Raw genomic sequence first — 15,287 nt, forward strand, 5'->3', positions numbered from 1 at the left:
CCGCCGCCGGCACCTCCAGCCTGCCCAGTGGCCTCGAAGGCCGCTTTCTACCAGGCGAAGGCCTCCGGGGACGGGCCGGGGCCCGGGAAGATCTCGTCCAGCGAGGTCAGCAGTTTCTCGCTCAGTTCCAGCTCGACCGCCCGCAGCGCCGACGCCAGCTGCTCGGTGGTGCGCGGACCGACGATCGGCCCTGTCACCCCGGGCCGGGTGAGCAGCCAGGCCAGCGCGGCCTCGCCGGGCTCGATGCCGTGCTTGTCGAGCAGATCCTCGTACGCCTGGATCTGGGCGCGGGCGATGGGGTCGGCGAGCGTGGCGGCGGCCCGCCCGGACGCGCGGCGCCCGCCCTGGACCTCCTTCTTGATGACCCCGCCCAGCAGACCGCCGTGCAGCGGCGACCAGGGGATGACCCCGAGCCCGTAGTCCCGCGCCGCCGGGATGACCTCCATCTCGGCGCGGCGCTCGGCGAGGTTGTAGAGGCACTGCTCGCTGACGAGTCCGATGGTCCCGCCGCGCCGGGCCGCGACCTCGTTGGCCTGGGCGATCTTGTACCCGGGGAAGTTGGACGACCCCACGTAAAGGATCTTCCCCTGCTGGATCAGGACGTCGACGGCCTGCCAGATCTCGTCGAACGGGGTGCTCCGGTCGATGTGGTGGAACTGGTAGAGGTCGATGTGGTCCGTCCGCAGCCGCTTCAGCGAGGCGTCCACGGCCCGCCGGATGTTCAGGGCGGACAGCTTGTCGTGGTTGGGCCACGCCTCGTCGTCGGCGCCCATGTTCCCGTACGCCTTGGTGGCGAGCACGACCTTGTCGCGCCGCTCGCCGCCCTTGGCGAACCAGTTGCCGATGATGGTCTCGGTACGGCCCTTGTTCTCGCCCCAGCCGTACACGTTGGCGGTGTCGAAGAGATTGATCCCGGCGTCCAGCGCCGCGTCCATGATGGCGTGACTGTCGGCCTCGTCGGTCTGCGGACCGAAGTTCATCGTCCCGAGGACGAGCCGACCGACCCTGAGTCCCGTGCGTCCGAGCTGCGTGTACTCCATGCCTCCCAAGCCAACGGCTTGGAGTGCGTTCTATGCAAGAGGAGGTCGGTCCCGGGGGAAGTCGCTGGTCCTCACGGTCAGGTCGGCCACGGTGCCGGTCAGATCGATGTCGTCGCCGAAGTCCACCCGCGTCCTTGTGACGTAGTCGCCGTTCTTGGGGTCGGTGTAGACGTAGCAGCGGCCCTGGTAGGGGTCGGCGATGACGTAGAGAGGGACCTCGGCGGTCGCGTAGGCGGCCTTCTTCGGGCCGTAGTCGTTGGCGGCCGTGCCCTCGGAGATGACCTCGAAGACGAACTCGACGTCCTCGTAGCGCCAGTGGCCTTCGTCGTCCTTCTCGGCGGAGGCGCGAAGCACGGCCATGTCGGGACAGAGGCCGTTCTCGCGGCCGGGGAAGTCGATGCGGACGTCCGAGAACACCTTGACGTCCTCGCCGAACCGGGCTTCAACGGCCATCGCCATCTTGAAGATGATTGCCCAATGGGTGTCCCGCTGCGGTGTCGTGTAGACGTTGCCCCCGACGATCTCGACCCTGAATCCTTCGGGGACGGGCATCCGCTCCAGCCGCTCGAACCACTCGTCCAAGCGCTGCGTGTTGGCGTCGGCCATGGCGATCCTGTCGTCTACGACGGTCATCGTGGCACTCCTCCCGGCTGCCCCATGGACGAGTGCAGCCGCGTGGTGCAACGATACGCACGGTGACCGGGACACGGGGAGAGGCGCATATGCCGCCGGACTACGGCTACGGCGCGGAGGAAGCGGCGTAGGGCCCGCCCAGCTCCCAGCCCTCGTACATCGCCTCCGCGAAGGCTGCCGCGATCCTGTGTTCGCCGGTCGCGTTGGGGTGGGTGCCGTCGTAGGTGTCGGTGTGGATGTCGTACGACGGCGGGACGGCGGCCAGGAGGAGCGGGGAGCCCGGGGTGTCGAGGTCGGCGGCCGTCTTCGCCAGGAGCTCGTTGAACCGGGTGACCTCGGTGGCGAAGGACGGGTCGGCCTCCGCGCGTATGTTGGGGATCACCGGCAGCAGCACCAGCCGGATGCGGCGGTTGGCCGCCCGTGCCTGTGCGACGAAGGCGCGGACGTTGTCGGCGGTCTGCTCGGCGTTCGTGTAGAAGCCGAGGTCGATCAGGCCCAGGGAGACCAGGAGCACGTCGGCGCGGTGGGACCGGACGGTCTCGCCGATCAGCGGAGCCATGTGCTGCCAGCCCTCGCCCCAGCCGGCCAGGTGGGCCCGGGGGAAGTCGGGGTCGGCGTAGGCGTAGGAGGTGGGGGAGTCCGTCACCTGGTCGTGCAGCGTCTCGCGCGGGCCGACGAAGGTGAAGGGGCCGCCGTACTCCGCGCACAGGTGCTGCCACAGGCGGTAGCGCCAGGTGTGTTCACCCGCGCTCCCGATGGTCATCGAGTCGCCGACGGGCATGAACCTGAGCACCCGGTCATCATCGTCGATCGGCCGGGCCGCCGCGATGTGAGACCGACCACCTGCCGTGAAGTCGGCGGTGTGATGGCAGTCTTGGGGCATGCGCCGACCCTTCGCCCTGCTCGCCGCGGCCCTCCTCCTCGGGGCGAGTGCCGCGCTCGCCGCACCCGCCGTGCCCGCCTCCGCAGCCGGCGGCGACGAGGGGTTCACGATCAAGGACCCGCGCATCACCGAGTCCAGCGGTCTCGCCGCCTCCCGCCTCCACCCGGGCGTCTACTGGACCCACAACGACAGCGACGACGGCCCCTACCTCTACGCCGTCGACAGCGCCACCGGCGAGACCGTCGCCCGGCTCACCCTCACCGGCATCGGCACGCCCCGGGACGTCGAGGCCATCTCCATCGGGCCGGGCAACCGGATCTTCGTCGGCGACATCGGCGACAACCTCGGGGGCACCTGGCCGCATGTGTGGATCTACGAGCTGCCCGAGCCGAAGGAGCTGCGGGACCAGACCGTGCGGGCCACGCAGTACGTCGTGACGTATTCCGACGGCGCCCGCGACGCCGAGTCCCTCGTCGTGCACCCGAAGACCGGACGCGTCTACCTCATCGACAAGAAGAAGGAGGGCGGGCACCTGTACGAGGGGCCGGCCGAACTCTCCGCCTCGGGCGGCAACGTCTTCGAGCCCCTCGCCCCCGTCGAGCTGTGGGCCACCGACGCCGCGTTCTCCCCGGACGGCCGACAGCTCGCCGTGCGCGGGTACTTCGGCGGGATCCACTACGCGTGGAACGACGGGAGGCCCGAGCGCGAGGGGCGGCTCAGCGTGCCGCTCCAGGGACAGGGCGAGTCCGTCAGCTACTCCGCCGACGGCTCCCGGCTGATGTACGGGAGCGAGGGCGCGCAGAGCCCGGTGGAGGCCCGGGAGGTGCCCGGCGGGGACGGCTCGGGGTCGACGTCCTCGTCGGGCGGGGGCGCGCAGGCGGGGGACGAGGGCCCGGAGGGCGGTGCCGGTTCCGGCGACGGCGTCAGGATCGGTGCTGTGACCGCCGCGGCCGTCGTCTGCGCGGCCCTGTTCGGGCTGGGGCGACGGCGCCGACGGGGCTGAACCGACGGGCGGGGCTGAACCGGCCGGCGGTCACGTGACGTCCGGTCCCGCGCCGTCCGTGGACGCCGACCGCACCTCGTAGTGGAGCGTCGACGTCCGCATCAGCCGGTGAGCGAGCGGGACCAGGGCCCCCTGCACGAGCGGGTACTTGCGCCGCAGCAGCCGTGCCGCGTGCCGGTCCTCCTCGCTCCCCTGGTCCAGCAGCCGGACCTGGGCGCGGATCTCCGGTCCGACCTGCCTGCAGCCAGGGGGGCGGGGGCCAGTCCGACCTCCGGGTCGCGGCGCAGGCGTCTGACCTTCTTGGCCTTGCCTGGGGTACGGGTCGAGGACATCGGACTGCGCAGGCCGAGCCTCGACGACGTGTTCCTGCGGCTGACCGGGCACCGCACGGACGTCTCGCAGACGAAGGAGGCGCCGTATGGGCGCCGTCGACCTGACCACCGCACCCGCTGCGCGCGGCCGCACGTACTGGGCGCTCGCCGACTGCTGGAACATCGTCCGCCGCGGCCTGGCCCACTACCGGCGCCAGCCCCTCAACATCGCCTGGCAGTTGGGCTTCCCGATTCTGTCGGTGCTGCTCTACGGCTATGTCTTCGGCAGCGCGATGAAGATGCCCGGCGGTGGGGACTACAAGGACTTCCTGATGCCCGGGATGTTCGTAATGACGATGGCGTTCGGCTTCATCAACACGGCGACCATCGTGGTGTACGACGCCACCAAGGGCGTGATCGACCGGTTCCGCTCGATGCCGATGGCGTCGTCCGCAGTGGTGGCCGGGCGCGGGGTGACCGATCTGGTCGTCGCCTGCGCGGAGTTGGGGATCATGATGCTCACCGCGCTGGCCATGGGCTGGCGTCCGGAGGGTGGTGGGGGCTTCGTCGCCGCGTTCGGACTGCTGCTGTGGCTGCGGTTCGCGCTCATCTGGATCGGGGTGTGGCTGGGGCTGCTGGTGCCCAACCCGGAGGCGGCGGGCGGGCTGTTCGCGGTCGCGTTCCCGCTGACGATGATCTCCAGCATCTTCGTGGCCCCGCAGCTCATGCCGGACTGGCTGGGCTGGGTCGCGTCCTGGAACCCGATCTCGTCGACGGCGGCGGCCACCCGTGAGCTGTTCGGTACGCCGGTCGGCAGCGGCGACTCGTGGGTCGAGCAGCACGCGCTGCTGATGGCGGGGGCGTGGCCGCTCGTCCTGACGGCGATCTTCCTGCCGCTCGCGGTGCGGAGGTTCCAGCGGCTCAGCCGGTGAGCGGCGGGCGGTTCGGCGAGCTTCGGCTTCGGCGGCGCCCCCGGCGGCGGGAGCGTGCCGAGCGTGACCTGCACGGCGACGTGAGCGACCTGTGATCAGGGGGCCCGGCACAGTGGCGACGCTGTGGGTTGATTCGTCCTGGCGGCTCCGGGCCCCGCGAGTCCGTGCCGGTGGCCCTGGGTGCTCCGGCCGCAACCGTGCCACATTCCCGAAAAGTGTCACGGTTGGCGGACCCATGCCCCGGGCCCGCCGGATTCGTCAACAGCGTCAGTGGTGCGCCGGGTCCCCGCCGATTTACGGGCCATACGGCTCAGGCCAGGGGACACCCGAGTTCCAGGTGCTTGTGGCCCGGGAGGCAGGTCACCAGGGCCAGGGAAAGGAAGGAGGGCCGTTCGAGGTAGAAACCCAGGGATACGTCCCCGCCCCATCCGATGCGCTGGGCGGCGGAGACGACGAGGGCGGTACGGTGCCGGCCGTCGCGCTGTGCCTCGCACGCGAACCGGGGCGCGAACTCCGCCAGCCGGTCGCCGAGCCACGCCGCCGCATCCGGTGGGGCCCGCCAGGTGCCCCGTACCAGGGAGCGTGGCTTGACGAGCCAGTACGCCGTTTCCAGCGGGGGCAGATCCGACGCCGGGAACTCCGCGGCCACCTCGCGGTAGCGCTGGACCAGTTCCGGTCGGCTCCCGGCCGGAGGCGGCTCGGGAGGGGGAGGGCGCCGCAACGCCTCCTGATCGAAGCGAAGCTTCGGGCCGGCCCACAGATAACCGTGGTGGTGCACCGGTTGTCCTGTTCGGTGTGCCCCTCCCCGTCCGGCCCGTCCGGCCCGGACGGGGAGGGGGTGTGCGGGTGTTGTTCAGAGGGCCAGGCCGAACCGGGTCGGGTCGATCCCGGCCACGCTCAGCTCCTCCGTGGTGAACCGCAGCGGCTCCTTGTCCGGCCGCTTGCTGTCCCCGAGGGCCCAGGCGTCCTCACCGATCCTGGCGAGGGTCACGCAGCCCTCGGTACAAGGGCCGCCGCAGGCCTTCACGAACGAGGCGCCGCCGAGGTCGAGGGCGTAGATCCCGTCTCCGTTGAACATGGCTGTTCCTTCCCGTATCGCCGCTGTGGCTGGCTGATTGCTCTGAGTGATGAACGTAGGGCGGGGAGGATCGGCAAGACGGAGGATATGCTCGATTATTCTCACGCGGTCACCCAGGATGCATGGACATTCACTTAGCGGAGCCATCAGGCTGTGAACACGCACCTCTTCGAACGACAGGCAAAGGTGGTTGCGCATGGCACGCAGGCTGCGGTTGAACGGGACGGGTAGTGGTGGGGACGGTTGCCCTTCGGTGCACGAGGATCTGGACAGCGGGGAGGTGATCGTCCACGGCCCTCCGTTGACCGACTCCGAGGACATCGCGCAACTGGACCATCTCTCGGACGGGGAGGTGGCGGTGGTCGTGCCGTGAGACCTGCTGGTCGACTGGACGCCGAAGGAGCGGACGCGGCAGGTTCGGACGATCGGACTGGATGAGTTCAGCGGCCTGTTCAGCAAGTTCGAGCACACCGCCTGGCGTCTGGAGACACGGCGTCGGTACGCGAGTGACGAAGAGACCGACACCTGGCGGCAGTTCGTGGAGACCGGTGAGGCCGATTGGGCGTACGACGACCCGTACTGCCAGAAGATCCGTGCGCAGACCGCGCAGGGGAAGCGGGTCGAGCGGGTGCGCATCGTGGACCAGGCGCCGACCACCGGGCAGCTCTACCTCCTCGACAACGCGAAGCGGAACAGTGGCCTCGGTGAGGACATCCGCAATCTGTGGCGGGCCGACGCGGACCGGCTCCGGCTCCCCGCCGAGGACTTCTGGCTGTTCGACAGTCGCCTCATCGCGCTTCTGCGGTTCGACGGCGACGATCAGCTCACGCATGTGGGCCTGATCACGGAGCCGGCAGAGGTGGTGCGCTGCTCCGTGATCCGGGATGCTGCTTGGCATCACGCCGTGCCGTGGAGGGAGTTCACGGCGGAGTTGCACAGCGACGCGTAAGGACAAGAACGAGTACCGGTGAGCACGGACTATCAGAGGGCGCGCGAGGAACTGGGTCGTAGGCTGAGGGAATTGCGTGTCGAGTGCCCTGACGGCCGACTCACTGGTGCCCAGCTCGCGCAGCGGCTGGGATGGCAGCAGTCAAAAGTCAGCAAGCTGGAAAACGGCCACCAGACGCCCACGGACGACGACCTGAGGTCTTGGGCCCGTGCGACCGGGCAGCCCGTCGTCTTCGATGAACTCCGTGCTCGGCTGAAGGGGTTCGAGAGTCATATCCGTTCTTGGCGGCGTCAGCTCGCGGCAGGGCACGGCCCAGTCCAGGAAACCTGGAACACTCTCGTCTCCCATGCCCAGACGATGCATGCGTTGAGCAACGCCGCTGTCAGCGGGATGCTCCAGACAGCCGACTACGCCCGGTACGTCTTCGAGGGCCACTCCGCACTCCAGAACGTGCCACGGGACACGGAAACCGCGGTGCGGGCCCGCATGAAGCGGCAGGAGTGGCTGTACAGGCCGGGCAAGCGGTTGAACCTGCTCATGCATGAGAGCGTGCTGTGGGCCCGTATCTGCCCACCCGAAGTGCTGGCGGCCCAACTCGACCGCCTGCTCGGCGTGGTGGGCATGGACACCGTGCACATGGGAATCGTGCCGTTGGATGCCGACCTACCGCTGACGTTGGGCAATTCCTTCTACGTGTTGGACGACCGTCTCGTCGTCGTAGAGGACTGGCACGCCGAGCTCTGGCTCGACGATGCAGAAACGATCGCTCTCTACCGCCGCGTCTGGGGCATCCTCGCGGAGGCCGCCGTCTTCGGCACCGAGGCCCAGCAGGTGATCGCCCGGGTCCGCCGGGGTATCAAGGCCTGAGGACGTACGGCCGCACCAGTGGTACGGCAATGCACGAAGGGCGCCCGGCGGCATCCGCCGGGCGCCCTTCGTTGTCGTGCGGGGAACCGGTTACAGCTGCTCGATCACGTAGTCGACGCACTTCGTCAGGGCCTCGACGTCCGCCGGGTCGATGGCCGGGAACATCGCGACGCGGAGCTGGTTGCGGCCGAGCTTGCGGTAGGGCTCGGTGTCGACGATGCCGTTGGCGCGCAGCACCTTGGCGATCGCGGCGGCGTCCACCTCGTCCGTGAAGTCGACGGTGCCGATGACCTGGGAGCGCTTGGCCGGGTCGGTGACGAACGGGGTGGCGTACTTCGATTCGTCCGCCCACGCGTACAGGTGGGTCGAGGATTCCTTCGTACGGGCCGTGGACCAGGCGAGGCCGCCCTGGCCGTTGATCCACTTCAGCTGCTCGTTGAGGAGGAAGAGGGTGGACAGGGCCGGGGTGTTGTACGTCTGGTTCTTGCGGGAGTTGTCGATCGCCGTGGGGAGGCTGAAGAATTCCGGGATGTGGCGGCCGGACGCGTGGATGCGCTTGGCGCGCTCGATCGCGGCCGGGGAGAACACGCCGATCCACAGGCCGCCCTCGGAGGCGAAGGACTTCTGCGGGGCGAAGTAGTAGACGTCGGTCTCGGCGATGTCGACGGGCAGGCCGCCGGCGCCGCTCGTCGCGTCCACGAGGACCAGGGAGCCCTCGTCGGCGCCGGCCACCCGCTTGACGGGCATGGCGACGCCGGTAGAGGTCTCGTTGTGCGTGAGGGCGTAGACGTCCACGCCCGTTTCGGCGGCCGGCTGGGGTGCGTGCCCGGGTCGGCGGCGACGACGGTCGGCTCGGCGAGCCACGGGGCGAGCTTGGCCGCCTTGGCGAACTTGGAGCTGAACTCGCCGAAGGTGAGGTGCTGCGACTTGTTCTCGATCAGGCCGTGGGTCGCGATGTCCCAGAACGCGGTGGAGCCGCCGTTGCCGAGGACGACCTCGTAGCCCTCGGGGAGCCGGAACAGCTCACGGATGCCCTCGCGCACTTCGCCGACCAGGTTCTTCACCGGGGCCTGGCGGTGGGAGGTGCCCAGCAGGGATGTGCCGGTCGCGGCCAGCGCGTCCAGCGCTTCCGTCCGCACCTTGGAGGGACCCGCGCCGAAACGACCGTCGGCGGGCTTGATGTCAGCAGGAATCCGGATCTCAGCCACGAAAGGAGCCTAGCGGCTCCCGGAAACCCGGGTGCAACCTCGTCCGTCGGCTGAGACAGGAACCGCCGGCGGCGGGGTGGGCGGCAGGAGGGCCGGACGGGCGTCGAACCCACGTCCGGCCGTCCCGAGGGCAGCCCGTGAGAAGTCAGCCGTCGAGTGTCACCGGCAGTTCGTGCAGGTCGTTCTGGGTGACCACCGGCTTGTTGCGGAGCTCGGTCGCCGGGCCCGCCAGGTCCAGCTTCGGGAAGCGCGCGTACAGGGCCGGCAGGGCGACGCCCGCCTCCAGGCGGGAGAGGGCCGCGCCGGGGCACACGTGCGGGCCGTGCCCGAAGGAGATGTGCCGGTTGGCGGTCTCGCGGGTGAGGTCGAAGACGCCGGCGCTCGGGCCGTGCGCCTGCTCGTCCCGGCCGATCGCGGCGTACGACACGATCAGCGCCTCCCCGGCCGGGAGGACGGCGTCCCCGACCGGTACGTCCTCGGTGGCGAACCGGATCAGCACGTGGGAGGTGGGCGTGGAGTACCGCAGGGTCTCCTCGATCACCGCCGACCAGTCCGCCTCGCCGGCCAGCACCAGTTCCCGCTGCTCGGGATGGGTGGAGAGGTTGACCACCGCGTTGACGATGAGGGAGATCGTCGTCTCGTGACCGGCCGCGACCATCAGCTGGAGCGTGGAGACGATCTCCTCGTCGGTGAGATGGTCGCCGTTCTCCGACGCCTGGACCAGCGCGGAGGTCAGGTCGTCGCCCGGGCTCTCGCGCTTTCCCGCGACCGTCTCGGCCATGATCCCGGCCAGCTCGGTCAGCGTCGCGACGACCTCCTCCGGCGGGGTCTGCGTGGAGAAGAACTTCTCGAAGAGTTCCTTCAGACGCGGCAGCCGCTCCTCCGCCAGCCCCATCAGGTCGGCGATGACGTACATCGGCAGCGGGTAGGCGAACGCCGCCTTCAGGTCGACCACCTCGCCCGGCTGCTCCGCCACCCGGTCCAGCAGGCCCTCGGTCAGCTCCGTGATCCGCTCCCGCATCCGCTCCACCCGGCGGGGCGTGAGCGCCTGGGCGACCAGGGTGCGCAGCCGGCGGTGGTCGGCGCCGTCCACGGTGAGCATGGAGCGGGGCGGGTTGGCGAGTCCGATCAGTGGCCAGTCGGGGGCGATCTCGCCGCGCTGCCAGGCGCCCCAGACGTTGATGTCCTTCACCACCCGGGGGTCGGTGAGCAGCTTCTTCGCCTCGGCGTGGTGCGTGACCGCCCACACCGGTACGCCGCCCGGCAGCACCACGGGTGCGAGGGGTCCGGCGGCCCGCAGCGCCGCGCTCTCCCCGTCCAGGTCGGAGACGAACGGGTCGAGGTGGAGGGGGGTCCGTAAGGGGTCCGTCGTGGTGCTCGGGGAGTCCGTACCAGCCGTCATCTGAGTCTGCCTCCAAGGGCGGGGGTCGGTGTGAACGTGACCGGAAGTTCGGACAGTCCGCGCAACCACGGCGACGGGCGGCGGGTCAGGGAAGCGGCCGGCACCGCGAGGTCGATGTCCGGCAGCCGGTCCAGGACGACCTCGATGCCGGTCCGGGCGATCACCTCGGCGATCTCCTGCGCCGGGAACGGGCACCGGTGCTCTCCGTGGCCGAAGGAGAAGTGCGCGCCGTTCCCGCCGGTCAGGGCGCTGCCGTCGGTACGCACCTGGGGGTCGGAGTTGGCGCCCTGGAGGCCGAGGAGCACCATGTCACCGACGCGGATGCGGCGACCGCCCAGCTGGGTGTCGCGGGAGGCCCAGCGGGCTGCCACGTTCTGGGTGGGGGTGTCCTCCCACAGCACCTCGTTCATCGCCTCGGCGACGCTGTTGCGGCCGCCGAACAGGGACGCGGCGAACCGGCTGTCCGTCAGCATCAGGTGCAGGGAGTTGCCGATCCAGTCGGCGGTCGGCTGGTGTCCGGCCGCCATCATCACCATCAGGTCCTGGACGATCTCCTCGTCGGTGAACCCGGAGGTGTCGGCGAGCATCCGCGACGCCACGTCCTCGGCGGGCTCGGCCCTGCGGGCGGCCACCAGTTCGGTCACCGACGTGAACAGGTGGTTCTGGCCCGCCAGCGCCCGCTCCCGCCCGTCGATCATGTCGTTGAGGGCGGTGACCAGCCCCGGCCCCTGCTCGTCGGCGAAACCGTAGAGCCGGGCCAGTACGCGCACCGGCAGCAGCGTCGCGAACTCACCGATGATGTCGGCGGTGCCCTCGGGGCAGATGCCGTCGATCAGCTCGTCTGCGAACTTCTCTGCGTAGCCGCGCAGTTCGAAGGGGTCCACCGCCTCCAGCGCGTGGACCAGCATCCCGGCCCGCTCGCGGTGCCGCTCGCCGACGGTGTAGAGGATGGAGGGCTGCTTGCGGCCGATCATCGGCAGCAGCGGCCAGTCGTCGGGGATGTCGTCCCACTGGTTCCACAGGTCGGAGTCGCGGCTGAACAGCACCGGGTCGCCGGTGATCTGGTGCAGTTCGCGGTAGCCGAGCACCAGCCAGGCCGGTACGTCGCCGTCGAGCAGGACCGGGACCACGCTGCCGTGGTCGCGCCGCATCTCCCGGTACACCCTGGCCGGATCGTCCTGGAGCAGGGGCCCGCTGAAAGCGACGGGGGCGGCTGCGGACGCGGGGGTGGGGCTCACACCAGCTCCTGACGGGGGGCTCGGGCCGGGTCGGCGTACAGGGCCTGGATGTGCTCCACCAGCGTGATCAGCACCAGCTTGCTGGACTCCCGGGACCGCGCGTCACAGGTGACCAGCGGGACGTGCGGATCCAGGTCGAGGGCCTCGCGGACCTGCTCCGGGGCGAAGGCGGGGCCGCCGAAGTCGTTGCAGGCCACGAGGAACGGCGTGCCGTGCTTCTCCAGCCGGTCGATGGCGTACCAGGAGTCGTCGATGCGCCGGGTGTCGACCAGGACGACCGCGCCCAGGGTGCCGGAGAACAGCCGGTCCCACAGGAACCAGAAGCGCTCCTGGCCGGGCGCCCCGAACAGGTACAGCACATTGCGCCGATCCAGGGTGATGCGGCCGAAGTCGAAGGCCACGGTGGTCGCGGTCTTGCCGCTCACCCCGCTGAGGTCGTCGACGGCCTCCCCGGCCCGGGTCATCGTCTCCTCGGTGTTGAGGGGACGTATCTCGCTCACCGAGCGGACCATCGTCGTCTTGCCGGCGCCGAAGCCGCCCACGACCACGATCTTGAGGCCGTTGTCGGCCGACGCGCCCAGCGGCGTACGCGTCTCAGAGGTTGCGGAGTCCAACGAGCACCTGCTCCAGGATGTCGGGGTCGGGTACGGCGGCCTTGCGGGGGTGACGGGCGCTGACGCGGCCCGCCGCCTGGAGGTCGGCGAGCAGGATGCGGGTGATGCTCACCGGCAGCTTCAGCTCGGCCGCGATCTCCACGACCGCCGTGGGTCGTTCGGTCAGCCGCAGGATCGCGGCGTGTTCGGACTGCATGCCCGGCACCGGATCGCATTCGGCGACGACCAGGGTCACCAGGTCGAAGGGGTTGTCGGACCCGGACCGGCTGCGTCCGCCGGTGACGGTGTAGAGCCGGTCGGGTGCGTCGTCCCTGCCCGGCCTGCTCATGAGGTGCGCGGCGGCGCGGTCAGGTGCTCCCCGAGCTGCTCCACCAGCTCGCTCATGTTGTGCCCGATGAGTCCGGCGTCGGCGTCCTCGCTGGTGACGACGGCCAGATGCGCGCCCTGGCCGGCCTCCACGATGAACAGCACGCCGCCGTAGAACTCGGTCATCGCCGACCTGACGCCTCCGCTGCCGTCGCCGAACTCCACGGACGCGCCGTGCGACAGGGACTGGATGCCCGCGGCGATCGCGGCGAGCTGGTCGGCCTGGTCGGCGGAGAGCTCGGGGGTGCGGCACAGTTTCAGGCCGTCCCTGGACAGCACGAGCGCGTGCCGCGCGCCCGGTGTGCGCTCCAACAGGCCTTCTATCAGCCAGGTGAGCTTCTCGTCGGCGGTCGTCGTGCCGGTCATGAGGTGGTGTCGCCTTCCGGGGTCACGGGGTGGGGGTGGTGTCGAGGGGGTCGGTGCTTGTGTCTGTGCTCTTGCCTGTGCCTGTGCCTGTGTCCGTTTCCGTGCAGGGTGCCGCGTCGTCCGGGGCGGTGGCGCGGACGGCCTGGCGGAAGCTGCTGAAACGGGCCGTGCGGGTCCTCGTCTCCTCGGCGGTGGGCGCCGCCGGGTGCGGGGCGGTGGCGCGGTTTACGGCGCTTCGCGTGCGCTCGGCCTCGGCGAGGGTCCGGCCGCGGCGGCGGCGCGGGAGGTTGAGCGGGGGCGCGTCCGGCGCGGACGCGTCCGTGCCCTGGGCCGGGTTCGGGTCCGTGTGCCGGTCCGGGGACTCGTGGGTGGGCACCGGGTCGGGGTCGAGGTCGGCTCCGGCGCGGTGTGCCGCGTACGAGTGGCTGGTGGACGCGGACGCCGACGTGGACGCGGGTTCCGTTTCCGTCCGGGCCGTGGCGTCGGCGGGGTGGACGGCCGGTGCCTCGGCCGGGTGGGTGCTGTGGCGCCGGGGGAGGCCCGGGTCGGACGGCTCGGGTGCCGCGCTCGCCGGTGTCTCCTCCCCGGAGCGCGCGGGCCGCGCGGACCGGGTGCGCGCTTCGGTGAGGGTGCCCGTCGGGGCGGGGGCCCCGGTGGGCGGGGTCTTGGGCGCGTCCGGCGGTACGAGGATGTCCTGCGGTACGAGCATCAGTACGCCCGTGCCACCGCGGGCCGAGGGCCGGTAGGAGACCCGGAGGCCGTAGCGCTGCGCCAGCCGGCCCACCACGGCGAGTCCGAGCCGGGTGCCGGTGAGGCCGCCGAGTCCGCTGGTCTCGCCGGAGACGGCGCGCTCGGCGCGCCGCAGCTGGGCCTCGCCCATGACGAGCCCGCTGTCCTCGACGGAGACGATGACTCCGGCCGGTACCTCCTCCACGTAGACGTGGACCTCGGCGGTCGGCGGTGAGAAGTTGGCCGCGTTGTCGAGGAGTTCGGCGAGTGCGTGCATCACGCCCTCGGCGGCGTGCCCGGCGACGGCGGTGTCGGCGGCGGAGTGGACGCGGACGCGCCGGTAGCCGCTGATCCTGCCCATGGCGCCGCGCAGGATCGACTCCATGCGGATCGGCCGGGCCCAGCGGCGGCCCGAGCGGGCGCCGGTGAGGACGGCGACGGAGTCGGCGAGCCTGCCCGCCTGCGCGGTGCGGTGGTCGAGGTGGAGGAGGTCGGCGAGGACCTCCTCGTCGTGGTGCTTGTCCTCCATCGCGCGCAGGTCCGCGAGCATGCCGGTGGACAGGGCCTGCATCCGGCCGGCCGCGTTGGCCGTCGCGGACAGCGCGGCGGCGCGGGCGCTGTTGGCCTCGCGCAGCCGGACGGCCAGCCGCGCGTTCTCCCCGATGTGCCGGTCCCGGTCCTGTGCCAGCCGCGCCCGCTCCTCGCCGAGCCGCTTGAGTTCCGCGCCGAGCCGGTCGCACTCGTCGGTGTGCTCCTGGACCAGCCCGGCGGTGTGGGCGTCGTGTTCCTCGGCGCGTCGGCGCAGTTCCCCGGCGTGCTCGTCGGCGAGCCGGGTGAGTTCGGCGGTATGGGCGTCGGTGAGACGAGACCGTTCGGCGGTGTGCTCGTCCGTGAGCCGCGCCCGTTCGGCGGTGTGTTCCTGCATCAACCGGGCGGTGGCGGTGGCGTATTGCTCGTTGAGACGCTCGCGCTCCGTCACCAGGGACTTCGCGAGGCGGGCCCGCTCCTGGTCCAGGTCAGCCGACAGACGGGCCCGTTCCCGGGTGAGTTCGCCGGTCAGCCGCTCGTGCCGGCGCCGGGACTCCTCCGCCTGCCGGGCGCGCTCCTGGAGCAGCCGGCCGACGTCCTGGGTGACCTCCTCCAGCCGGCCGCGGACCGCTCGCGTCGTCAGGACGGCGTGGGTGGCCCAGGTGACGGCCGCGCACAGCAGCAGGGCGGCGATCACTCCGGCTGTCGCGAGGGCCCCGCGCGCGGAGGCCGGTCCCAGGAGTACCGCGACGACGACCGCGACCGTGCAGAGCACCGCGGTGAGCAGGGGGACGGGCAGCAGGCTGCGGGGGGCGGGGCGGTCGCCGGGGAGCAGGGGGAGGTCATCAATCAGGGTCCTCGGTCGGGTCCTCGGTCGGGTCCGCGGGGCGTACGCCGCTGTCTGCGTGGCCCTCGAGTGGTCCATGGGGTTGCCGGACCCGGTTCCGGGGTCGCTTCTGGAACGAGGCCGACAACTGCGCGCAACTCGCGGTCACTATATGCAAGTTCGTGATCTGCTTGGGAAGATCCCAGTCTCGTTCCTGGGATTTGAGCCACTCCTGAGGGAAGCGGCCCCCCGGCGACCCCGCCATGTGCGCCGCGCGGGGTGGGAGCCCTCACCGGTGTTCCGCTCGCCCCGGG

14 protein-coding genes and 3 pseudogenes are annotated in these 15,287 nt (G+C 70.9%); 5 read left to right on the top strand and 12 right to left on the bottom strand.

Annotated features, from left to right (window positions below; all coding sequences use genetic code 11):
• Window positions 1–47: 47 nt before the first annotated feature.
• The 3 genes from WJ438_RS22815 to WJ438_RS22825 all read right to left on the bottom strand — a co-directional run bounded on the left by WJ438_RS22815 (window position 48) and on the right by WJ438_RS22825 (window position 2,466).
• Window positions 48–1,040, bottom strand: coding sequence for an aldo/keto reductase (locus tag WJ438_RS22815; RefSeq protein WP_406726881.1), 993 nt, complete (start codon window positions 1,038–1,040; stop codon window positions 48–50).
• Between the two features lie 30 nt (window positions 1,041–1,070).
• Window positions 1,071–1,673: a Uma2 family endonuclease gene (locus WJ438_RS22820; protein WP_406726882.1), complete on the bottom strand. Its 603-nt coding sequence runs from the start codon at window positions 1,671–1,673 to the stop codon at window positions 1,071–1,073.
• 106 nt (window positions 1,674–1,779) lie between these two features.
• Entirely contained in the window at window positions 1,780–2,466 is a 687-nt protein-coding gene (locus WJ438_RS22825; protein WP_406729777.1) for an SGNH/GDSL hydrolase family protein, read from the bottom strand.
• Between the two features lie 88 nt (window positions 2,467–2,554).
• Between WJ438_RS22825 and WJ438_RS22830 the strand changes: the two genes are divergently transcribed.
• The 3 genes and pseudogenes from WJ438_RS22830 to WJ438_RS22840 all read left to right on the top strand — a co-directional run bounded on the left by WJ438_RS22830 (window position 2,555) and on the right by WJ438_RS22840 (window position 4,802).
• Window positions 2,555–3,559, top strand: a complete 1,005-nt coding sequence (locus tag WJ438_RS22830; RefSeq protein ID WP_406726883.1) for a WD40 repeat domain-containing protein — start codon at window positions 2,555–2,557, stop codon at window positions 3,557–3,559.
• 312 nt (window positions 3,560–3,871) lie between these two features.
• Window positions 3,872–3,973, top strand: a pseudogene (locus tag WJ438_RS22835) (daunorubicin/doxorubicin resistance ABC transporter ATP-binding protein DrrA); the annotation flags it as partial.
• A 4-nt stretch (window positions 3,974–3,977) separates the two neighbouring features.
• The gene (locus tag WJ438_RS22840; RefSeq protein ID WP_406726884.1) at window positions 3,978–4,802 is read left to right on the top strand and encodes an ABC transporter permease; all 825 of its coding nucleotides are present in this window, start codon (window positions 3,978–3,980) and stop codon (window positions 4,800–4,802) included.
• A gap of 310 nt (window positions 4,803–5,112) precedes the next feature.
• On the opposite strand, the gene WJ438_RS22845 is transcribed toward WJ438_RS22840, so the two are convergent.
• The gene (locus WJ438_RS22845) at window positions 5,113–5,580 is read right to left on the bottom strand and encodes a hypothetical protein (protein ID WP_406726885.1); all 468 of its coding nucleotides are present in this window, start codon (window positions 5,578–5,580) and stop codon (window positions 5,113–5,115) included.
• A gap of 75 nt (window positions 5,581–5,655) precedes the next feature.
• Entirely contained in the window at window positions 5,656–5,880 is a 225-nt protein-coding gene (locus WJ438_RS22850) for a DUF397 domain-containing protein (RefSeq protein ID WP_406726886.1), read from the bottom strand.
• A 196-nt stretch (window positions 5,881–6,076) separates the two neighbouring features.
• Here WJ438_RS22850 and WJ438_RS22855 point away from each other — a divergent pair.
• A pseudogene (locus tag WJ438_RS22855) lies at window positions 6,077–6,829 on the top strand (DUF6879 family protein).
• Between the two features lie 18 nt (window positions 6,830–6,847).
• The gene (locus tag WJ438_RS22860) at window positions 6,848–7,696 is read left to right on the top strand and encodes a helix-turn-helix domain-containing protein (protein WP_406726887.1); all 849 of its coding nucleotides are present in this window, start codon (window positions 6,848–6,850) and stop codon (window positions 7,694–7,696) included.
• A 90-nt stretch (window positions 7,697–7,786) separates the two neighbouring features.
• Here WJ438_RS22860 and serC read toward each other — a convergent pair.
• From serC to WJ438_RS22895, 7 genes and pseudogenes are all read right to left on the bottom strand, one after another.
• A pseudogene (gene serC / locus WJ438_RS22865) lies at window positions 7,787–8,904 on the bottom strand (phosphoserine transaminase).
• Window positions 8,905–9,049: 145 nt separating this feature from the next.
• Window positions 9,050–10,306, bottom strand: a complete 1,257-nt coding sequence (locus tag WJ438_RS22870; RefSeq protein WP_406726888.1) for a cytochrome P450 — start codon at window positions 10,304–10,306, stop codon at window positions 9,050–9,052.
• On the bottom strand, window positions 10,303–11,544 hold the full coding sequence (locus tag WJ438_RS22875; RefSeq protein ID WP_406726889.1) for a cytochrome P450: 1,242 nt from the start codon (window positions 11,542–11,544) through the stop codon (window positions 10,303–10,305). The genes WJ438_RS22870 and WJ438_RS22875 overlap by 4 nt, the downstream gene beginning before the upstream one ends.
• Window positions 11,541–12,158, bottom strand: coding sequence for a GTP-binding protein (locus tag WJ438_RS22880; protein WP_406726890.1), 618 nt, complete (start codon window positions 12,156–12,158; stop codon window positions 11,541–11,543). The genes WJ438_RS22875 and WJ438_RS22880 overlap by 4 nt, the downstream gene beginning before the upstream one ends.
• Window positions 12,139–12,486, bottom strand: a complete 348-nt coding sequence (locus WJ438_RS22885; protein ID WP_406726891.1) for a DUF742 domain-containing protein — start codon at window positions 12,484–12,486, stop codon at window positions 12,139–12,141. The genes WJ438_RS22880 and WJ438_RS22885 overlap by 20 nt, the downstream gene beginning before the upstream one ends.
• On the bottom strand, window positions 12,483–12,890 hold the full coding sequence (locus WJ438_RS22890) for a roadblock/LC7 domain-containing protein (protein ID WP_406726892.1): 408 nt from the start codon (window positions 12,888–12,890) through the stop codon (window positions 12,483–12,485). The genes WJ438_RS22885 and WJ438_RS22890 overlap by 4 nt, the downstream gene beginning before the upstream one ends.
• Window positions 12,891–12,912: 22 nt before the next feature.
• Window positions 12,913–15,072, bottom strand: a complete 2,160-nt coding sequence (locus WJ438_RS22895) for an ATP-binding protein (RefSeq protein ID WP_406726893.1) — start codon at window positions 15,070–15,072, stop codon at window positions 12,913–12,915.
• Window positions 15,073–15,287 lie beyond the last annotated feature (215 nt).

It is taken from the genome of Streptomyces sp. GD-15H (genome assembly GCF_045291515.1).
Lineage (GTDB): Bacteria > Actinomycetota > Actinomycetes > Streptomycetales > Streptomycetaceae > Streptomyces.

Excerpts from the sequence above, each read along its gene's own strand:
- WJ438_RS22815 (WP_406726881.1), bottom strand. The coding sequence starts at position 1,040 with ATGGAGTACACGCAGCTCGGACGCACGGGACTCAGGGTCGGTCGGCTC.
- WJ438_RS22820 (WP_406726882.1), bottom strand. The coding sequence starts at position 1,673 with ATGACCGTCGTAGACGACAGGATCGCCATGGCCGACGCCAACACGCAG.
- WJ438_RS22830 (WP_406726883.1), top strand. The coding sequence starts at position 2,555 with ATGCGCCGACCCTTCGCCCTGCTCGCCGCGGCCCTCCTCCTCGGGGCG.
- WJ438_RS22840 (WP_406726884.1), top strand. The coding sequence starts at position 3,978 with ATGGGCGCCGTCGACCTGACCACCGCACCCGCTGCGCGCGGCCGCACG.
- WJ438_RS22850 (WP_406726886.1), bottom strand. The coding sequence starts at position 5,880 with ATGTTCAACGGAGACGGGATCTACGCCCTCGACCTCGGCGGCGCCTCG.
- WJ438_RS22870 (WP_406726888.1), bottom strand. The coding sequence starts at position 10,306 with ATGACGGCTGGTACGGACTCCCCGAGCACCACGACGGACCCCTTACGG.
- WJ438_RS22885 (WP_406726891.1), bottom strand. The coding sequence starts at position 12,486 with ATGAGCAGGCCGGGCAGGGACGACGCACCCGACCGGCTCTACACCGTC.
- WJ438_RS22890 (WP_406726892.1), bottom strand. The coding sequence starts at position 12,890 with ATGACCGGCACGACGACCGCCGACGAGAAGCTCACCTGGCTGATAGAA.
- WJ438_RS22895 (WP_406726893.1), bottom strand. The coding sequence starts at position 15,072 with ATGGACCACTCGAGGGCCACGCAGACAGCGGCGTACGCCCCGCGGACC.